Origin of the sequence: Nocardia panacis (genome assembly GCF_003598715.1) — a bacterium.
Lineage (GTDB): Bacteria > Actinomycetota > Actinomycetes > Mycobacteriales > Mycobacteriaceae > Nocardia > Nocardia panacis.
The window spans coordinates 169,344-185,342 of sequence record NZ_QZFU01000013.1 but is presented as its reverse complement, the minus strand read 5'-3'; the positions used below and the strand labels follow the sequence as shown (position 1 = coordinate 185,342).

Genomic DNA, 15,999 nt, shown 5'->3' with positions numbered 1-15,999 from the left:
ATCGAGAATCTATCCGTGCGGCCTATATGAGACAGCGTTCGCCCTTGTGGCGGCCTGCGGCTAACGTCCGGTGGAGTGTCCGTTGAGGGTTCCCCTAACGGACACCTCGCTCAGGTCCAATTACCAGCATCGGTGTCCCCCCGCCGCAGCCCCCTTTCCCCTGTATTCGGCTCCCACCCCCACATACGCCCGTGATCCGCGCACCGGATCTACTTTGCGGCTCATGACAGCTTCAGGATTCCTGGGCCGACAACCGCGGTAATGGCGCCACCCCACCACCGCGGACTACCTCGCCGCCTACAACCATGTCCGCGAACTGCTCGACCGCGCCGAGGAACAACTCCGCCGAAGCTGACAACACGCCGCCGGGAGAGTGAGATCAGTTCCGCACCAACGACTTCCGAACACTGACCGGTCGAGGGTTGCGGTAGACGGACTTGCGCGACACCGCGAAGGTCTCGGCGATCTGAGCGACGGCGGTAGCGACTCTTGCCCCGCGGCCGCGTTCGTCGTACATCTCGCGGGCAGACGCAGCGGGTTCTTCCACCTGCGTCCCGCTGCCACCCATGATCCCCCCCCGCTTGGGCGATCGGCGGCCCCGCGACGGGCGCACCGATCGCGGGGCGAATTACTTTTGGGCTGCGGGCTTTTCGATGTAGCGGGTCATGGCCCAGTTCAGTGCGTGCATCGCGGCGGTGTAGGCCGGGGGGATATAGCGTTGCGCCAGATGGCCGATGCGGATGTCCGGGGAGGTGTAGACCAGGTAGCGGTCGCGTTCCACGCCGCGCACGAGGGAGCGGGCCGCGGCGTCGGGGGTCACGGCGTGCTTCTGGAACAGTGCCATGCCGCGGCGCAGGGCCGCGGCCGAGCGGTCCATGCCCGCGATATCGACGCTGTCGACCATCGGTGTGGCCATCGCGCCGGGCACGACCAGGCTCACCCCGATCCGGTGGCGGCGCAGATCGAAGCGCAGCACCTCCGACACTCCTCGCAAACCGAACTTGCCCGCGCTGTAGGGCGCGTGCCACGGCAGGCCGAAAAGTCCTGCGGCCGAGGACACATTGACCAGGTGCCCGCCGCGACCGGCCTCGATCATCGGCGGCACGAACTCCTCGATCATGTGGATCGGACCCATCAGATCGATATCGATGGTGCGTCGCCACTGCTCGTGGGTGAGGCGATCCACCGTCCCCCAGGTGGCGATACCGGCCACATTGACCACCATGTCCACGCTGCCGACCTCGGCGTGGGTCTCGGCGGCCAACTCCACCACCGACGCGTGATCACCGACATCGGCCACCCGCGCCAACCGCACGGCGCCGCCCGCGTCCCGCACCAGCCGCGCGGTCTCGTGCAGACCCGCCTCGGCGATATCGGTGAGCACCACCGAGGCCCCCATGGCCGCCGCCGCCAGTGCGGTGCTGCGGCCCAATCCACTGGCCGCGCCGGTGATGACACAGCATTTGCCGCCGAACTTCGTCATGCCGACGACCATAGAGGAACAACGGTGTCTATAGAAGCGGGGCAGCCGAATCGCGCGAGACCACGATCGTGGTCCACCCGCCCAGGTGAATCCGGTCGCCGTCGCTCAGCGGCACCGCCGTCCGCGCCGGGATCAACTCCTCGCTGCCATTGAGGCTGGTCCCGTTGGTCGACCCCAGATCCGTCACCGTCAACCGCTCGCCAGTGACCAGCAGTGTCGCGTGCGCCCGCGACACCCCCGCGTCGGCGGGCGGGATCCCCAGATCGATCTCCGGCGTCAATCCTTGTGACACACTGCGTTTCCCGATCAGGGCCTGCCCCTCGCCCAGGGTTATCCGGCGCTGCGGGTAGAAGGTCGGGAACTCCACCCGATCGGCATCGGGACCCTTGCGGGCCAGGACGCGGTCGTAGAATTCGCGGTCGGCGAAGATCGTGGCCACCCAGTGCTGCACCGGACTCGGCTGTGCCACAACAGTTTCGGAAGGTTCGATCGGCTCCCGCGACGCGAGGGAACTCGGATCGACCCTCGACTGTGCCGCGGACGATTCCGCGCCGCCCTGCCCGGTTCCCGTCGGCGGCGAAAGCGACTCCCGCGCAACCGAGGACAGCTCGGCAAGCTCTCCTCGCGGCGTCGAGGATTCGGGCGCGGGCAGCGCCGAATCGAATCCGCACACCTCGCAGAATCGACCGGACGCGGGCGAACCGCACGCCGGACACGCGAGGATCGCCGCGGCCACCGTCGGCGCGGCCACCACCGCCAACGGCGCCCCGCACACATCGCAGTAGTCGGTCGCCAACGAATCGTGACCGTCGGGACAGATCATCACTCCCCCTTCCGCACCCGCGCCGTCTTGGTCGAACGGGCGTCCAACGCCATCTCGTCGGCGGCCTGCACCTTGGCGCGCAACCGCACCGTGCCGTGGCGCTCGTCGACCTCCACCACACCGCGCAACAGTTTCGCGGTGCCCTCGTTGCCGGATTCGGCGGCCAATTCCACCGCGCGCCGCAGTTTCGCGGTGGCGGTCTCCAGATCGCCGGACTTGCGGGCCGCCAACCCTTCCTGCACCGCCTGCGCCAACTCCGCCTGACCGGTGTAGTGGGCGACGCGGCGGCTGATCCGCGTCGACAGTTCGGTGTCGGTGGTCCACGTCGCCTTCACCAGGCCCTCGCCGAGCACCTGATCGCCCGCCGCGACCCGGACCCTGGCGGCGAGCTTCTCCCGCCCCGGCGCGCCCGGCTCCACCCGCACCTGCACGTGATAGTCGCGATCCTCCGCGCCCCACGCGCCCAGCGAGTACTCCCCGATCTGCGGACCCGCCTCGACCCGGCGGGCGGTCAGATCCTCGATGGTCGGGGCGACCTGTTTGACGAAACGCACCTCGGCACCCACCGGCGTCCACACCCGCAGCGTCAGATCCGGGATCGATTTCGCCATCGACCCCCGCGTCATCGCGGTGAAATCGGCCGCAAGCCGCGCCGGATCGGCCACGATATCGACGGTGCCGTGCAGGGCCGCGGCGATGGACCGCAACTCCTCCACCCGCCAATCGGTGCCGACACCCCGGCAGTCGCAGGTGAAATGTCCACGGCACAGTTCGATCTCCGCGGCCAGCGCCGCGGGTTCCTCGTGCTCGTTCTTGCCGTCGGTGAGCAGGATCGCGTGCACCATCGCGTCGGGATGTTTGAGCGCCAACTGCCGGGCCAGACCCAGCCAGGTGCCCATCGCCGTGCCACCGGTCGGGCGCAGCCTGTCGAGTTTGCGGCGCGCCGCCGACCGGGAATCGCGGTTCGCGGGCAGCGACGGCACATCGGTCGGGAAGACCAGCCGGGCCAGCGCCGTACCCTCCACGATCGCGAAATGCGTACCGTCGGGCAGCGCGTCCAGAGCCGCCAGCACCGCGTGCCGCGCGCCCTCGAACTTCCGGGACGACGCCATCGACCCCGAGGTGTCGATGATCAGGATCTCCAACCGCTGCTGCGGTGCATCGACCGCCTCGATGCCCGCTCCGGCCTCGACGGTGATCACCGCGTCCACGGTGCCCTGTCCCTCGGCCAGATACTCGTTCTGATCTATCGCGACCGAAAACCCTTGTTCGGCTCCGGAACTCATGACATACCTCCTGAAGGTGCGACACCGACGATCGCCACCGTGATGTTGTCGCCGCCGCCGCACGCCACCGCGAAATCGACCAGATCGCGCGCGGCCCGCATCGGCGCGGCCCCCGCGACCCGCGCCGCCAACTCCTCCGCCTCCGGCGCGTAGTTCCACAGGCCGTCGCTGCACACCAGCAGCACGCCCGCGCCGCGCACCCTGACCGTGCGAACACACCCCGCGGCCCATGGCCGCGGCCCCGCATCGGCCCCCAACCAGCGCAGCAGCATATGCGCGCGCGGATCGTTCATCGCGGCGCGTTCGTCCATCGCACCCGCCGTCACCAGCGCCTGCGCCCAGGAATCGTCCAGGGTCAGTCGCTGTGATGCGCCGTCGCGGGGAATGCGGTGGGCGGGACGGGAATCCACCACATCCGGTATATCGTCTTCCGAAACGGACCCTGAAGTCGGCTGTGGCACAGGAGGATTCGAGGCCGGAATACTACCGACTCCCGACTTCGCCCGACTCCACGGCGTAGGACGGGCGGCTCGGTCCGCGGGATCCGATGGGGTCGAGTCGACGAGTTCGGTGTCCGGCGGTGGGGCGGCGTGCCCGGTGGGGCCGCACAGCCAATAGGCCCGGCTGTCACCGACATTCGCGGTGGTGACCTCGGTGCCCGACGGGGTGGTGCGAACGATGGCCGAGACGTAGGTGCACGACGGAGCCTGACCCTGCGCCGCGACGACGCGAACGGCCTCGGCGGCCGCCGACAGACCGGCCATCGCCGCCTCCGGATCCGCCGCGCCCGAGACCAAGGCCAGGCGAGTGGCCTCGGCGCCCGCACGAGTCGCCGCACCCGACGCCGCCCGAGGATCCTCCGAGGTCGAGACACCGTCGGCGACAACGACGATCGTCACCCCGTCCATGACGATGGCCGCGACGGAATCCTCGTTGCGGGCGTGGACGAGACCGCGATCGGTGATCACCGCGACCGCGTCGACCGCCGCCGCATGTCGGTCCGGCGCGGACCACAACTCACCGCACGCGGTGCAATACCCATCGACGTCGTACTGCTCGCCGCCACAGCCCCGACACGGCCCGTCCGCGACGGAATCGGTGGGCGGCAAGGCGATTCGCTCACCCGCCAGATCGCGCCCGCACTCCTCGCAGAACCGGTCCGCCTGCTCGACCCGCGCTCCGCACCGGGTGCACCGCATCGCCGCGACCGTCATCGCTTCCCCCTCCCGAACGACACCATTCTCCTCCCCCACCCGACCAACACCACATTGTCTTCATCCACCCGACCCCACCCCGAGGCCCGAGAAACCTCCCCCGATGCCACACCGACAGGATCAATTGTGGCAGAGGATATCTCGGGGCCGGGGCGCGGATTCACAGCGTGGTCCTGGGCCGGATGCTGTTCGCCTGCTCCACCAGGGCGATCCGCGCCCACATATCGGGAGCCTCACGGGCGAGCGCGCGATAGCAGCGTTCCAGCCCGGTGCGGACGCCGGGATCGGTGAGCGGGGCGTCGAGCAGCGGGGCGGGATCGGTCGGGGCGTTGCCCGCACCCAGCCAGGTGAGCGCGGCGACGAGGACCTGCTTGCGGATATCGGCGGCCCGTCGCGCGGAATCGAGTGTCAGGGTGGTGACGCGTCCGCCCGCGTCGCGCAGCACCGACTCGGTGATATCGGCGGGTGGGCGATCGGTGAGCAGCGTCTCGACCGCCGCGAGCCTGGCCTCGGTGTAGCGGGCCGAACTCGGATCGACTTGATCGAGGATGGTGATCGCACCCTGGCGATCGCCCGACGCCAAACGCATGCGGGCCGATCCGAACGCGGCGGACAGGAAGCTGCGATCGGTCCGCCACACGGTGTCGTAGTAGCGCACGGACCGCGAATGAGCCTCGGACAGCGGGGCTTCGGTGCGGGTGTGCGCGATCAGCTCGCAGACGGCGGCGAGCGCGAGCTTGGGCGCCGCCTCACCGGGCAGCGCCGCGTAAACGGCCTCGAATTCCGTTGCCGCATCGGATAGCTCGCCGGACAGCAGATGCGCTTGCGCGCGGAACCAAGCGAGTCGCCAATCGCCGGGAAGCGTGTCGGAAAGGGCCGCGATGCGGGCGGCGGCGTCGGCCGGATCGCCGGATTCGAGGGCGGCCCGGATGAGGCGCAGCGGGATCTCGGTGGATTCGCCCGCACCGGTGACCACCGAGCGCAGGCCCGCCGCGAACGCGCGTTCCAACTCGACGGGGGTCGCGCCGGTGGTGGTGGCCAGCAGGGCGGCGGCGCTGTCGGTGGGGTCGACGAGCGGGATCGGCAGTGCCGCGACGATACCTGCCGGATCGGGGACGGCGGCGATACCGACGCCGAAGACGCCGCGCGCGGGGCCGAAGTAGGCCGACATACCGGGTCGCGGGACCGCGTCCTCGGCACTGAGCACCTCGCGCAGCACGCCGGTGAGCTGGTCGGCCATTTCGCCCATGGACGAGAAGCGGACCTCCGGGTCGGGGTCGACGGCGCGCAGCAGCAGCCGGTGCAGCGAATCGTGCCGGGCCAGCAGCGGTTCGGACTCCGGGCCGGGCAGATCCCCGAAATGCCCGGCCACCTGCGGGACCGCCAACATGAGCACCGCCAGTGTCCGGCCGACGGTGAACACCTCGGTCGCCACCGTGGGGCCGGTCTCGGCGATCTCGGGGGCCTGGTAGCCGAGGGTGCCGTAGATGGGGCTGTCCGGATCGTCCATCGAGATGACCGCGCCGAGGTCGATCAGTTTGAGCTGTTCGTCGGTCTGCATGACATTGTCGGGTTTGAAATCGCAGTAGGCCAGATTCAGGGAATGCAGATAGCCCAGCGCGGGCAGCATCTCCAGGATGTAGGCGATGGCCTGAGCGGGCGGCAAGTAGGTGCCGTCGGTGTCGCGGTGAGCGCGCAGGATCTGCTTGAGTGAGGTGCCGCCGATGTATTCCATGACGATGTAGCCGACGCGCACCCCATCGGCCCCCGCGTGCTCGACGAAATTGTGGATCTTGACGATGCTGGGATGCTCCACCTCGGCCAGGAATCGCTTCTCCGCCAACGCCGCCCGCATGGCATCCGCGTCACCGGTATTGAGCAGTCCCTTCAACACCACCCACCGGTCGCTGACATTGCGGTCCACCGCCAGGTAGATCCACCCGAGCCCGCCGTGCGCGAGCGCACCCGCCACCTCGTACTGGCCGCCGACCAACTCCCCGGCGACCAACTTCGGCGTGAACGAGAACCGAGCCCCGCAATGCGGACAGAACCCCTCCGAGCGCCCCGGCTTGCCGTCGCGTCCCCGCCCGACCGGCCGATCGCAACTCCCGCAGAACCGTTTCTCCTGCGCCACTTGCGGCTCGGCCAACACGGCGGCGGCCGGGTCGATGCGCGGCATCCTCGGGACCTCCACCATCCCGGCCCCCAACCACCCCCGCACGCTCGATCGCGACGAACTCCCCCGCCCCGTCCGCACCGACCGCCCGGTCCGGCTCGTGCCCGTCTGCGCCGTCCGCTCCGGTGCGGGCGCGGCCCCGCAGGTATCGCAATATCCGTCGAGAATCGTGCCATCGCAATCAGGTTCGGCGCAGCGTGGTCGCTCGTTCGGCGGGACCGCGGTCGACCCGGACACGGCCGCGCCGGGCGCGGTTCCGCAGGTGTCGCAGTACCGGTCGACGATGGTTCCCTCGCAACCGGGTTCGGCACATTGCCCCGGCCCGGTGCTCGCCGCCCGCGCGCCGGAGCCGCCCGACGCATTCGGCGCGGTACCGCACGTGGTGCAAAACCCATCGAGAACGCGTCCCCCGCAACCGGGTTCACCGCACGGCGTCTCGGGCGACGTGGCGGGCGCTGTCCCGCAGACCTCGCAGTATCCGTCGACGACGGTTCCGTCGCATCCCGGCTCCCGACAGTTCACGCCCGCCTCCCGGACTTCGCCCCGATGACCTGCTGATAGTCCGCGACCGCCCTGGTGACCGCCGCCAGGTCGCACGGGGTGCGCGCGAGCAGTCCCTGCGCGATGCGGTGCGAGGCGAGGACGTCGCGGTCCTCGCCGACGCCCAAGCGTGCCGCTTTGACCTGATACGCGCCCAGTCGGCCGCGCAGTTCGCGGCGGCGTTCCAGCAGGCCCCTGGCGAGTTCGCAATCGTGGTCGGCTTCGGCCAGCGCCGCGTCGATCCGGCGGCGCAGGGCGAGCAGGGCGGCCGCATCGGGGTGGGTGAGCGCCGCCAATTCGGTGCGCAGGCCGGGGGTTGGGTCGGGATGGGTGGGCAGGGGGCCGGTGCGGATGGTGTGCTCGGCCTCGATCCTGGCCTGGTGGGCGCGTTCGACGGCGGCGGCGAGTGCTGTCAATCGGGTGGCGGTGGCGGCGTGGGCGGCGGGCCAGTCGGCGCGGAGGGCTTCGAGTTCGGCGAGCAGGGCCGCTTCGCGGGACAGCCGGTCGGTGAGGGCGGCGACGCGGGTTTCGATATCGGTGAGCGAGAGCGGGTCGGTGGCCGATCGGGCGAGCAGGTCGGCGATCTCGGCGCTGAGGGCGGGCAGCGGATGGCCGAGCCGATCGAGTCGTTCCTGTAGCGGGGCGAGTCCGGTGCCCGCGCGGGTGTTGGCCGCGTCTACCTCGTCGAGGAATTCGGCGATCTCCGGGAAGTACGCGCGCATGCGGTCCAGGGTGTCGGCGAGGCCGACGAACAGGACGGTCTCGCTGGGGCCGTCGACGGTGCGGCGGGCCAGCGGGATCGGGGTGCGGGCGGCCTCGTGCGGGCGGCCGCGCAGCAGGCGGGTGAGTTCGGCGCGTTCGGGTTCGGTGAGGCGGTGTTTACCGCCTCGGGTGGCGGCGGCCTGGTCCAGGATGGCGCGCATGCGGCCGAAGTCCTCCCACATCAGGTCCAGTGCCGCGCGGATCGGTTCCCAGCGGGCGAGGGTGGCCCCGGTGGGGCCGAAGCGGCGCAGCAGGGTGAGGCCCGGATGCTTGTCGAGATCGAGCAGGGTGGCGGCGACGCGGTCGATTTCCTCGGTGCGGGTGGCCAATTCGCGGTCGATCTCGGTGAGGGTGAGTGGCGGCACGGCGGCTCACCCGGAGTATTTCGGTTGGGGCGGGGCGGGTGGTGGGCCGAGGGCGGACAGGTGCCTGCCGTAGATGGATTGCCAGGTGCCGTCGGCGCGGACCCGTTCGAGGACGCCGTTGACGAAGCGGACCAGGTCCTCGTTGCCTTTGGCGATGCCGACCGCGTACGCGCCGGTGCCCAGGGAGCGGCCGACGATCTCGAGGTTGTGGTCCTGGGCGACGAGTCCGGCGAGGATCGGCACATCGCCGAAGATCGCCTCGACCTGCCCCTGCTGGAGGGCGACGAGGCAGTCGGTCCAGCTGGTGGCTCCGATGACGACGGGGCGGCGCGGCAGCGCGAACATCGCCGCGACCGAACTGCTGCCGTTGAGGACGCACACCCGCTTGCCCGCGATGTCGGCGACGTCGTTGCCGATGCCGCTGCCCTTGGGGACCAGGAATTTCTCCTCGGCGTAGTAGTAGACGGTGGAGAAGTCGAGGTCGCGGCGGCGTTCGCAGGTGGCGGTGAAGGTGCGGACCACGACGTCGACCTGCTTGTTCTGCAGGGCCTGGGTGCGTTCCTGTGCGGTGACCGAACGCAGCTCGACGCGGTTCGGGTCTCCGGTGAGGTCGCGGGCGATCTCACCGGCCAGGTCGATATCGAAGCCCGCCAACTGCGCGGTGCTCGGATCGCGGAAGCCGAATAGGTAGGTGTTCTGATCGACGCCGACCCGCAGCTTGCGGCCCGCGATGGCGGCCAAGGCGGGCGGCAGCGCGCCCGCGCGCCGGCGTGGGCTCAGGCTCGCCTCGACATCGCAGTTGCCCTCGCCGGGTCCCTGTGGCGGGGTGCGGATCTCGGCGGCGTCGGGCGGCAGCGGCGCGACCGGCGCCAGCGATTCGATATTCGGCACCCGCGCCGCGGCGCAGGCTGCGGTGAGCAGCAGCGCGGCCGCGAGCAGCGCCACGTGGGACCAGGGCCGGTGACCGTTCACAGGAACTCCTCGAGCCGGGGCCAGATGCCGAGGGCGACCGCACCCGCCGCCAGCGCTAGCAGCGCGGGCACGCCCTCCGGGCTGAGCAGGAATGCGGTGCCCGCGGTGTCGACGCCGTCGCGCAGATCGCCTCTGGTGCGGTCGATCTCGGTGCGCAGCGCCTCGTCGAGCCGGGCGAAGCGGAACGCGGAGCCGTCGCGGGCCGGGCCGATGGCCTGCACGACCGCGCTGGGATAGTCGGCGCGCTGATACGCCTGGACCTGTTTGTCGTGGCTGCCGGACCACGCGGCCAGCTCCGGCCACGCGGCGGCCGTGCCGGACAGGGTGCCGGTGAGCCGGTCGCGCAGTTGGGTGCTGTGGGTGCGGTATTGGGTCTCGATGGCGGTGATATCGCCTCGGGTGATGAGTTCGAGGGTTTCCTCGGCGCGGGCCTGCTGGGCCAGAATCCGGGCGCGGGCGAGGGTTTCGAAGCGGGTGCGCGCGCCGTTGTCGACCGCGGCGGCGGCCGTGAGGCCCGCGGCGACGGTCCACAACGCCACCAGCAGTGTGGCCCCGGCCGCCGCCGCCACTCCGAGATTGACCAGGCGGTTGGTGCGCCGCAACAGGATCCACGACCCGCCGAGGCAGGCCAGCAGCGTGAGTGTCAACAGCGCCAGGGTGAGCGCGGGCGGCCCGGCCAGGGCGCGCTCCTGGTCGTGGACGGCGGCGAAGCGGTCGGTGGTGAGCCGCTCGGCATTGGGCAGCAACGACCCCTGCATGAGCGCGGACGCCTCGCGCAGATATGAGGAGCCGACCGGGAAACCCTGGCGATTGTTGGCGCGGGCCGCCTCGACCATGCCCGCGTAGGCGGGCAGGTCGGCGGCGACGCGGGCCACGACGCGGCGAGTCTGCTCGTCGCCCGCGCCGGAGGTGGCGGCGGCCAGTGCGGTGGCGGCGTCGGCCAGCGACTGCTGATAGCGGACGCGGACCTCGGCCGATTCGATACCGCCGGAGAGGAATGCGGTGGCGGCCGTGGCGTCGGCGGCCGAGAGCGCCACGTACAGGCGCTGTGCGGCGTCGGCCAGCGGCTCGGTGTGTTCCAGGAGGGTGGTGCGCTGGGCGAGCTTGCCGCTCAACTGCTGCGCGCCGACGAACGCGGTGAGCAGACACAGCGCGACGGTGACCACCAGGACTCCGCCGAGCGCGCCGGGCGCGGTGCCCGCGAACCGACGCGTCCATCGCGCGACGGCCCGCAGCGTGGTGGAGAGCCGAGATCCCACACCGCCCCCCCTTCCGAGCCCTGGCCGGTGTTCCCGATCGCGATAGTAGTGCAGCGATCCGACATTGTCGTCGGGTGCGCACATCCCGGTTCGGCCACGGTCCACCGCCGCGAAATCGGTATCGACGCAAGGGGTCTGGACATGGTATCGGCGCAGCGTGCCGCCGGGAACGGGCGCGTCGGGATCAGGCGCAGTCGTCGTCCGGTTCGGCCAATCGGGTGTAGGTGGTCTCCGGCGCGACCGTCACCACATCGCAGGCCCGGATGAGGGCGGCGGGGATCTCGCCCTCGAAATGGGCGGGGCCGGGGGCGATCACGGCCGCCGCGGCGACCTTGTGCACCGACCCCACGAGTCTGCCGATCGGGTCGTCGGTCTCGGGGCCGAAGGCGATGGTCTTGGCCAGATCGTAGCCGAGGCGCTTGGCCAGGCTGCGGATGAGCGTTTCGTCCCAGACCTGGGATATGCCGGAGACATCCCGGCGCAGGTAGCCAATTGCCGTGGGGCGCAGACTCATTGATTCAGGGTCGCACACCGGGGGTGGGTCGCGCGCGCCGGAAGGTCATTTTTACGTTCCACTGATCCGGCGTGTCCAGCGCGCCAGCGCGCCGCGCACGATCTCCTTGGCCTGTTCGCCGTAGCGGGCCTGCCGGTGCAGCCCGGCCCACGCCTGCTCGTAGTAGCGCAGTTCGGAGGGGCGGGTGACGGTGAGTTCGGCGCTGATGGTCTCCACCAGGGCCATGCGCTGATCGAACATGTCGAACGAGGTTGTGGTGTAGATGAATTCGGCGTCGAGCGGGACCACCCCGAAGATCAGGCGCGGATTGTCGAAGGCGACGTCGAGCAGGCGGCGCAGTTGGTCGGCCATGACGCGCGGATCCCCGACGACGGTGTGCAGCGCCGATTCGTGGACCAGGGTGGCGATGCGGTGGTTGCCGCGATGGAGCACCTGTTGGCGTTCCATGCGGGCCGCGACCGCGTCGGTGAGGTCGTCGTGGGTGCCCAGGAAGCGGATGCACTGGGTGAGTACGGCTCTGGCGTAGTCCTCGGTCTGCAGCAGGCCGGGCAGCAGCACCACCGTGTAGACGCGCAGCAGTCTGGTGCGGCCCTCGAGTTCCACGCCGCGGCGTTGGCGGCGCGCGTGCCCGGTGGCGGTGATGCGCTTCCATTCCGCCCACTGCGCCTCCACATTGCGCAGCGCCGCAATGAGATCCGGTAGCGCCAGTTCGGCGTCGCAGACCCGGCACCACACCGCGACATCGTCCTCGCTGGGGGATTGTTTGCCGTGTTCGATGCGGCTGGTCTTGGACCAGTGCCAGCCCGCCGCGGTGCTGAATTGTCTGCCGTCGAGGCGAGCGTCCTTGCGGAGCTCGCGCAGTCGGGCTCCGAGCACCTGTCTGGCCTGATCGGCCGCGCTTACTCCTGCCATCGAATTACGTAGTCTCCGTACGGAATTGATTTCGACCAGACGCGGTCGCGGATATCGGCGGCGGTCCCGACGAGGACCGGGTCCTCGGTGACCGCCGCGCCGATCCAGTAGCCTGCGCCGTCGAAGACACTGTAGGCCACCGTGGCGTCGTCGAGCATCCAGAAATCCTCGGCGACCGCGTCGCGCGGATCGGCTCGCGCGCGCGGCAGATAGCGGATCTGCTCGCCCGCGGCACGATTGTGTTCGGCCAGGGCGAGCAGATATCTGGTGTAGTCGGTATGCGGTTCGCTGACGATACGGACCCGCTGGACCGCGACGCGGCGGGCCACCGTCGCGCGGACCTGCGCGGCCCACGGCGCGAACCAGTCGCCGCCGGGATCGGTCCTCGGATCGGCCAGCCAGGCGCGCAGTGAATCGGCCTCGGCGGCGGCCAGGTATTGGTCCTCGGTCTCCAAATGGAATGCCCTGTGCTGTGCTTGGTCGATCATCTGGTCGAACGATTCACCGGCGAGGATGAGCCTCATCCGGTATCACTTCCCTTCCCACCGGTAGCTCGAGTACGGTCTCGTGGCTCGGAATGCTCATGGCCGCCAACGCCTCCGGATCGGTGACCGGTGTACCGGTGAGCAGGAAGGTGCCGTGCCCGGTGTCGGCCAGACCCGCCAGGCAGGTGCCCGGTTCGGCGTAGGCGATGAGTCGGTGCGGGATCTCGACGCGGTCGGCGCGACCGGTCTTCCAGCCCTGCACGGCGAAGGTGTCGCGGTCGGTGGCGTACAGCCGTGGCGATCCCTGACCGCCGGACGGCCCGCCGAGAAGTCGAATCTTCATGCCGAAAGCCCCCTCGTGTCGCGAACGAGTGCATTGGGTACTCCTCATCGTGGCCGTTTGCGGTCCTGACCGGCAAGGGTGAACGCACTTTCGCGCACTTCGATAGGTTCGCGGCGCGCCGGGTCGTACCGTCGGGGTCGTAGTGGCAGGGCAGAGTCGAAGAAGCTTGGCGAAAAATCGGCGCGGGGGTGTGCGAAGGGAAGTGCCGCAACGGTGAATCGCAAACGGATCCGAGTGGTGGCGTGCCTTACCCGGCTCGGCCCCAATCAACGGGCGGTGTTGCACTGCCTGGGGGACGGGGTCGCGCGCAGCGTGGCGGAGATCGCCGCGCGCACCGGCAAATCCGATACCCAGGTGCGGTCGTGCCTACCGTCGCTGTGGGCGCTGCGGTATGTGCGTCCGGTGCCCGCGACGGGATGGGCGATCGCGCCCGACGGGGTGCGCGCGGCCGCACTATTGCGAACGCACTGGCGCTGACGCCGGGCCTGCGAACGTGCGACGAATTCGCCCGGCGCCGTGTCGATTTCGGCTACCGGGCGAGCACATCCACCGCCAGCGCGCGCACCGCGTCCTCGTCCACCTCGACGCCCAGCCCCGGCCCGGTCGGGACCTCGGCGTAACCGTCCCGGATCCGCACCGTGGCACCGCCCACATAGGCCGATTCGAGGAACTGTCGCCCATTGAGGTCCACCGGTTCGGTGATCCCGTGCGCGGCGAACAGGTGCAGCGAGGCGGCGAGGCCGACATCGGAGTCGGTGAGTCCGGATCCGGCCAGCCGCACCCCGCAGTCCTCGGCGAGTTGGCACAGTCGCCGCGACAGGGTCAATCCCCCGCTGCGCTGCACCTTGGCGATGGCCACGTCGATCGCCTCCAGACGCACGAAACTCGCCAAATCGGTAGGGTGGCGCAAACTTTCGTCCAGGGCGACGGGTAGCGGACTGGCGGCGCGTAATCGCCGCAGTCCCGCGATGTCGTTGGCGGGCAACGGTTGTTCGAATACGGTGACCCCCAGATCGGCCAGTCGACGCGCCAGCCGCAGCGCGGCGTCGACGGAGTAGCCCTGATTGGCGTCGACCCACAGCGGCGCGTCGGGCGCGGCGGCGCGCACGGCGGCCACGACGGCGAGATCGGTTGCCTCGTCGTGCAATCCGACCTTCACCTTGTACGCGCCGTAGCCCGCCGCCGCGCCCTCGGCGACCGCGTCGGCGGCCTGCGCGGGCGTCTGTCCGGACACGATCCAGGCCAGTCGGATCCGCTCGACGCGCCGCTGCCCCCACAGCACGCCCACCGGCACGCCCGCCGCCCGACCCCGCAGATCGTGCAGCGCCACGTCCACGGCGGCCTTGGCCAGCGGCGCGCCGATCGAGAAGCCGCGGTTGATGGTTCGCTCGAATATCGCGTTCGCACCGTCGAGATCCCAGGTCGGCTGTCCGAGCAGCGCCGGGGCGAGATACCGGTCGATCGTCGTGTAGATCGATTCGGCGGTCTCGTAGGTCCAGGCCGGGATCGGTGTGGCCTCGCCCCAGCCGAACGCGCCCTCGGCGCTCACCTTCACCAGGATGCGGATGCTGGGTTTCCCGGCCACCGCCACCGCGCCACCCGAGACGCCGAAGTCGCGCAGGGTGGGCAGGGCGACGGCGAAGGTCTCGACGCGGTCGATGCGCGGGCCGTAACTCATGGTTGTTCGCCTTCTGTCCGGGGTCGGGGTCGGATGCCGTTCTCGAGCGGCGCGCTGCTGGCGCGCAGCACCACCTCGCCCCTGATCTGCTCCACCCTGGGCCTGCTGGCCCGTTCGGGCAGCAGCGCCAATTCCAGTGCCCGCTCGCCCAATTCGGCCAGCGGCAGCGCGACGGTGGTCAGCGCGGGCGTGAGATCGACGGCCAGCGGGATATCGTCGAATCCGGCGAGCGAGATGTCCTCGGGCACACGCAGACCGGCGCCGCGGAAGGCCGTGAGCGCTCCGGCCGCCATGACATCGGCCATGGCGAAGACGCACGTGACGGATCTGTGGCGGCGCAGCAGTTCCCGCGCGGCACGGTGCCCGCCGTCGCGGGTGAACTCACCCACCACGATCCGGTCCTCGGGCAGGTCGATCCCGGCCTGCGCCAACGCCTCCCGGAATCCGACGAGCCGGTCGACCACGGTGGTGAGGGCGGGCGGTCCGGCCAGGACGGCGAACTCGCGATGGCCCAGGGCGAGCAGGGCGCGCGCCAATTCGCCCGCGCCGCCGCGATTGTCGGGCAGGACCGAGTCGATGCGCAGACCCGGATGGCGGCTGACCGCGCCGATGCGACCGCCGGTGCCGCGATAGAGGTCGAGTTCGCGGCGCATGGCCTCCTGCCAGGCGCGGTCCTCGAAGCCGGAGCCGACGAGCAGCACCGCGCGCACCCGCTGACCGCGCAGCATGGAGGTGTAGGAGATCTCCTGGTCCGGGTCGCGGAAGGTGCTGCCGAGGATGACGTGCAGGTCGTGGCGGGTGGCGGCGCGCATGACGCCGCGGGTGATGCCCGCGAAGTAGGGGTCGGCGACGTCGTGGCCGATGACGCCGACGGCGGGACTCGACGCGCTGGCCAGTGCGCGGGCCAAGGCGTTGGGCGAGTAGGCGAGTCGCTCGGCGGCGGCGAGCACCCGCTCGCGCAGTTCGGCGCGCACCCTGGCGGTGCCGTTGAGCACGCGGGAGGCGGTGGCGGCCGAAACCCCGGCCGCGGCGGCGACGTCGGCGAGGGTGACCCCGGTGTGTTCAGCCATGGCGGACCTCTCGCTACCGCTTGACCCTGTGTGCCCTGCGAATTATGTTTCTCGCGAAAGCAATTTGTAAGCGCTTTCAGCCAGACCCCAAGGTAGCAGAGAACTCTCGGTACAGGA

General features: G+C 70.3%; 15 protein-coding genes. 1 reads left to right on the top strand and 14 read right to left on the bottom strand.

From position 1 onward, the window contains the following. Nucleotides 1-628: 628 nt before the first annotated feature. The 12 genes from D5S18_RS05840 to D5S18_RS05785 all read right to left on the bottom strand — a co-directional run bounded on the left by D5S18_RS05840 (nt 629) and on the right by D5S18_RS05785 (nt 13,134). Nucleotides 629-1,483: an SDR family oxidoreductase gene (locus tag D5S18_RS05840; protein WP_120038851.1), complete on the bottom strand. Its 855-nt coding sequence runs from the start codon at nt 1,481-1,483 to the stop codon at nt 629-631. A 28-nt stretch (nt 1,484-1,511) separates the two neighbouring features. Continuing rightward, on the bottom strand, nt 1,512-2,306 hold the full coding sequence (locus D5S18_RS05835; RefSeq protein ID WP_120038768.1) for a double zinc ribbon and FHA domain-containing protein: 795 nt from the start codon (nt 2,304-2,306) through the stop codon (nt 1,512-1,514). After that, the gene (locus D5S18_RS05830; RefSeq protein ID WP_120038766.1) at nt 2,306-3,592 is read right to left on the bottom strand and encodes a vWA domain-containing protein; all 1,287 of its coding nucleotides are present in this window, start codon (nt 3,590-3,592) and stop codon (nt 2,306-2,308) included. The genes D5S18_RS05835 and D5S18_RS05830 overlap by 1 nt, the downstream gene beginning before the upstream one ends. Continuing rightward, nucleotides 3,589-4,806 carry a zinc-ribbon domain-containing protein gene (locus D5S18_RS35575; protein ID WP_239003560.1) on the bottom strand — a complete coding sequence of 406 codons (1,218 nt, stop codon included), beginning with the start codon at nt 4,804-4,806 and terminating at the stop codon, nt 3,589-3,591. Before D5S18_RS35575 ends, D5S18_RS05830 begins: the two co-directional genes overlap by 4 nt. Before the next feature lie 160 nt (nt 4,807-4,966). Next, nucleotides 4,967-7,219, bottom strand: a complete 2,253-nt coding sequence (locus tag D5S18_RS05820; protein WP_203236609.1) for a serine/threonine-protein kinase — start codon at nt 7,217-7,219, stop codon at nt 4,967-4,969. A gap of 281 nt (nt 7,220-7,500) precedes the next feature. Next, a complete protein-coding gene (locus D5S18_RS05815; protein ID WP_120038762.1) occupies nt 7,501-8,649 on the bottom strand; it encodes a hypothetical protein in 1,149 nt (382 codons plus the stop codon). Nucleotides 8,650-8,655: 6 nt separating this feature from the next. Next, complete coding sequence (locus tag D5S18_RS05810; protein WP_120038760.1) at nt 8,656-9,621, bottom strand: glutamate ABC transporter substrate-binding protein; 966 nt, start codon at nt 9,619-9,621, stop codon at nt 8,656-8,658. Beyond that, nucleotides 9,618-10,880: a GlnX family signal transduction membrane protein gene (locus tag D5S18_RS05805; RefSeq protein WP_120038850.1), complete on the bottom strand. Its 1,263-nt coding sequence runs from the start codon at nt 10,878-10,880 to the stop codon at nt 9,618-9,620. The genes D5S18_RS05810 and D5S18_RS05805 overlap by 4 nt, the downstream gene beginning before the upstream one ends. A 184-nt stretch (nt 10,881-11,064) precedes the next feature. Beyond that, on the bottom strand, nt 11,065-11,394 hold the full coding sequence (locus tag D5S18_RS05800) for a hypothetical protein (protein ID WP_120038759.1): 330 nt from the start codon (nt 11,392-11,394) through the stop codon (nt 11,065-11,067). A gap of 51 nt (nt 11,395-11,445) precedes the next feature. Continuing rightward, nucleotides 11,446-12,306, bottom strand: a complete 861-nt coding sequence (locus tag D5S18_RS05795) for a helix-turn-helix domain-containing protein (RefSeq protein WP_120038757.1) — start codon at nt 12,304-12,306, stop codon at nt 11,446-11,448. Next, nucleotides 12,294-12,830 (bottom strand): DUF6879 family protein, encoded by a 537-nt coding sequence (locus D5S18_RS05790; protein ID WP_120038755.1) that lies wholly within the window; start codon nt 12,828-12,830, stop codon nt 12,294-12,296. The genes D5S18_RS05795 and D5S18_RS05790 overlap by 13 nt, the downstream gene beginning before the upstream one ends. Further along, nucleotides 12,808-13,134 (bottom strand): hypothetical protein, encoded by a 327-nt coding sequence (locus D5S18_RS05785; protein ID WP_120038753.1) that lies wholly within the window; start codon nt 13,132-13,134, stop codon nt 12,808-12,810. The genes D5S18_RS05790 and D5S18_RS05785 overlap by 23 nt, the downstream gene beginning before the upstream one ends. 213 nt (nt 13,135-13,347) lie before the next feature. On the opposite strand from D5S18_RS05785, the gene D5S18_RS05780 reads away from it, so the two are divergent. After that, the gene (locus tag D5S18_RS05780; RefSeq protein ID WP_120038751.1) at nt 13,348-13,611 is read left to right on the top strand and encodes a helix-turn-helix domain-containing protein; all 264 of its coding nucleotides are present in this window, start codon (nt 13,348-13,350) and stop codon (nt 13,609-13,611) included. A 52-nt stretch (nt 13,612-13,663) separates the two neighbouring features. Here the strand turns inward: D5S18_RS05780 and D5S18_RS05775 are convergent, their stop codons facing one another. Beyond that, on the bottom strand, nt 13,664-14,812 hold the full coding sequence (locus tag D5S18_RS05775) for a mandelate racemase/muconate lactonizing enzyme family protein (RefSeq protein WP_120038749.1): 1,149 nt from the start codon (nt 14,810-14,812) through the stop codon (nt 13,664-13,666). Further along, nucleotides 14,809-15,882 (bottom strand): LacI family DNA-binding transcriptional regulator, encoded by a 1,074-nt coding sequence (locus D5S18_RS05770; RefSeq protein ID WP_120038747.1) that lies wholly within the window; start codon nt 15,880-15,882, stop codon nt 14,809-14,811. Before D5S18_RS05770 ends, D5S18_RS05775 begins: the two co-directional genes overlap by 4 nt. Nucleotides 15,883-15,999: the final 117 nt, after the last annotated feature.

Bases quoted from the DNA above. Each gene is read 5' to 3' on its own strand.
- D5S18_RS05840 (WP_120038851.1), bottom strand. From the start codon at position 1,483: ATGACGAAGTTCGGCGGCAAATGCTGTGTCATCACCGGCGCGGCCAGT.
- D5S18_RS05835 (WP_120038768.1), bottom strand. From the start codon at position 2,306: ATGATCTGTCCCGACGGTCACGATTCGTTGGCGACCGACTACTGCGAT.
- D5S18_RS05830 (WP_120038766.1), bottom strand. From the start codon at position 3,592: ATGAGTTCCGGAGCCGAACAAGGGTTTTCGGTCGCGATAGATCAGAAC.
- D5S18_RS35575 (WP_239003560.1), bottom strand. From the start codon at position 4,806: ATGACGGTCGCGGCGATGCGGTGCACCCGGTGCGGAGCGCGGGTCGAG.
- D5S18_RS05800 (WP_120038759.1), bottom strand. From the start codon at position 11,394: ATGAGTCTGCGCCCCACGGCAATTGGCTACCTGCGCCGGGATGTCTCC.
- D5S18_RS05795 (WP_120038757.1), bottom strand. From the start codon at position 12,306: ATGGCAGGAGTAAGCGCGGCCGATCAGGCCAGACAGGTGCTCGGAGCC.
- D5S18_RS05790 (WP_120038755.1), bottom strand. From the start codon at position 12,830: ATGAGGCTCATCCTCGCCGGTGAATCGTTCGACCAGATGATCGACCAA.
- D5S18_RS05785 (WP_120038753.1), bottom strand. From the start codon at position 13,134: ATGAAGATTCGACTTCTCGGCGGGCCGTCCGGCGGTCAGGGATCGCCA.
- D5S18_RS05775 (WP_120038749.1), bottom strand. From the start codon at position 14,812: ATGAGTTACGGCCCGCGCATCGACCGCGTCGAGACCTTCGCCGTCGCC.
- D5S18_RS05770 (WP_120038747.1), bottom strand. From the start codon at position 15,882: ATGGCTGAACACACCGGGGTCACCCTCGCCGACGTCGCCGCCGCGGCC.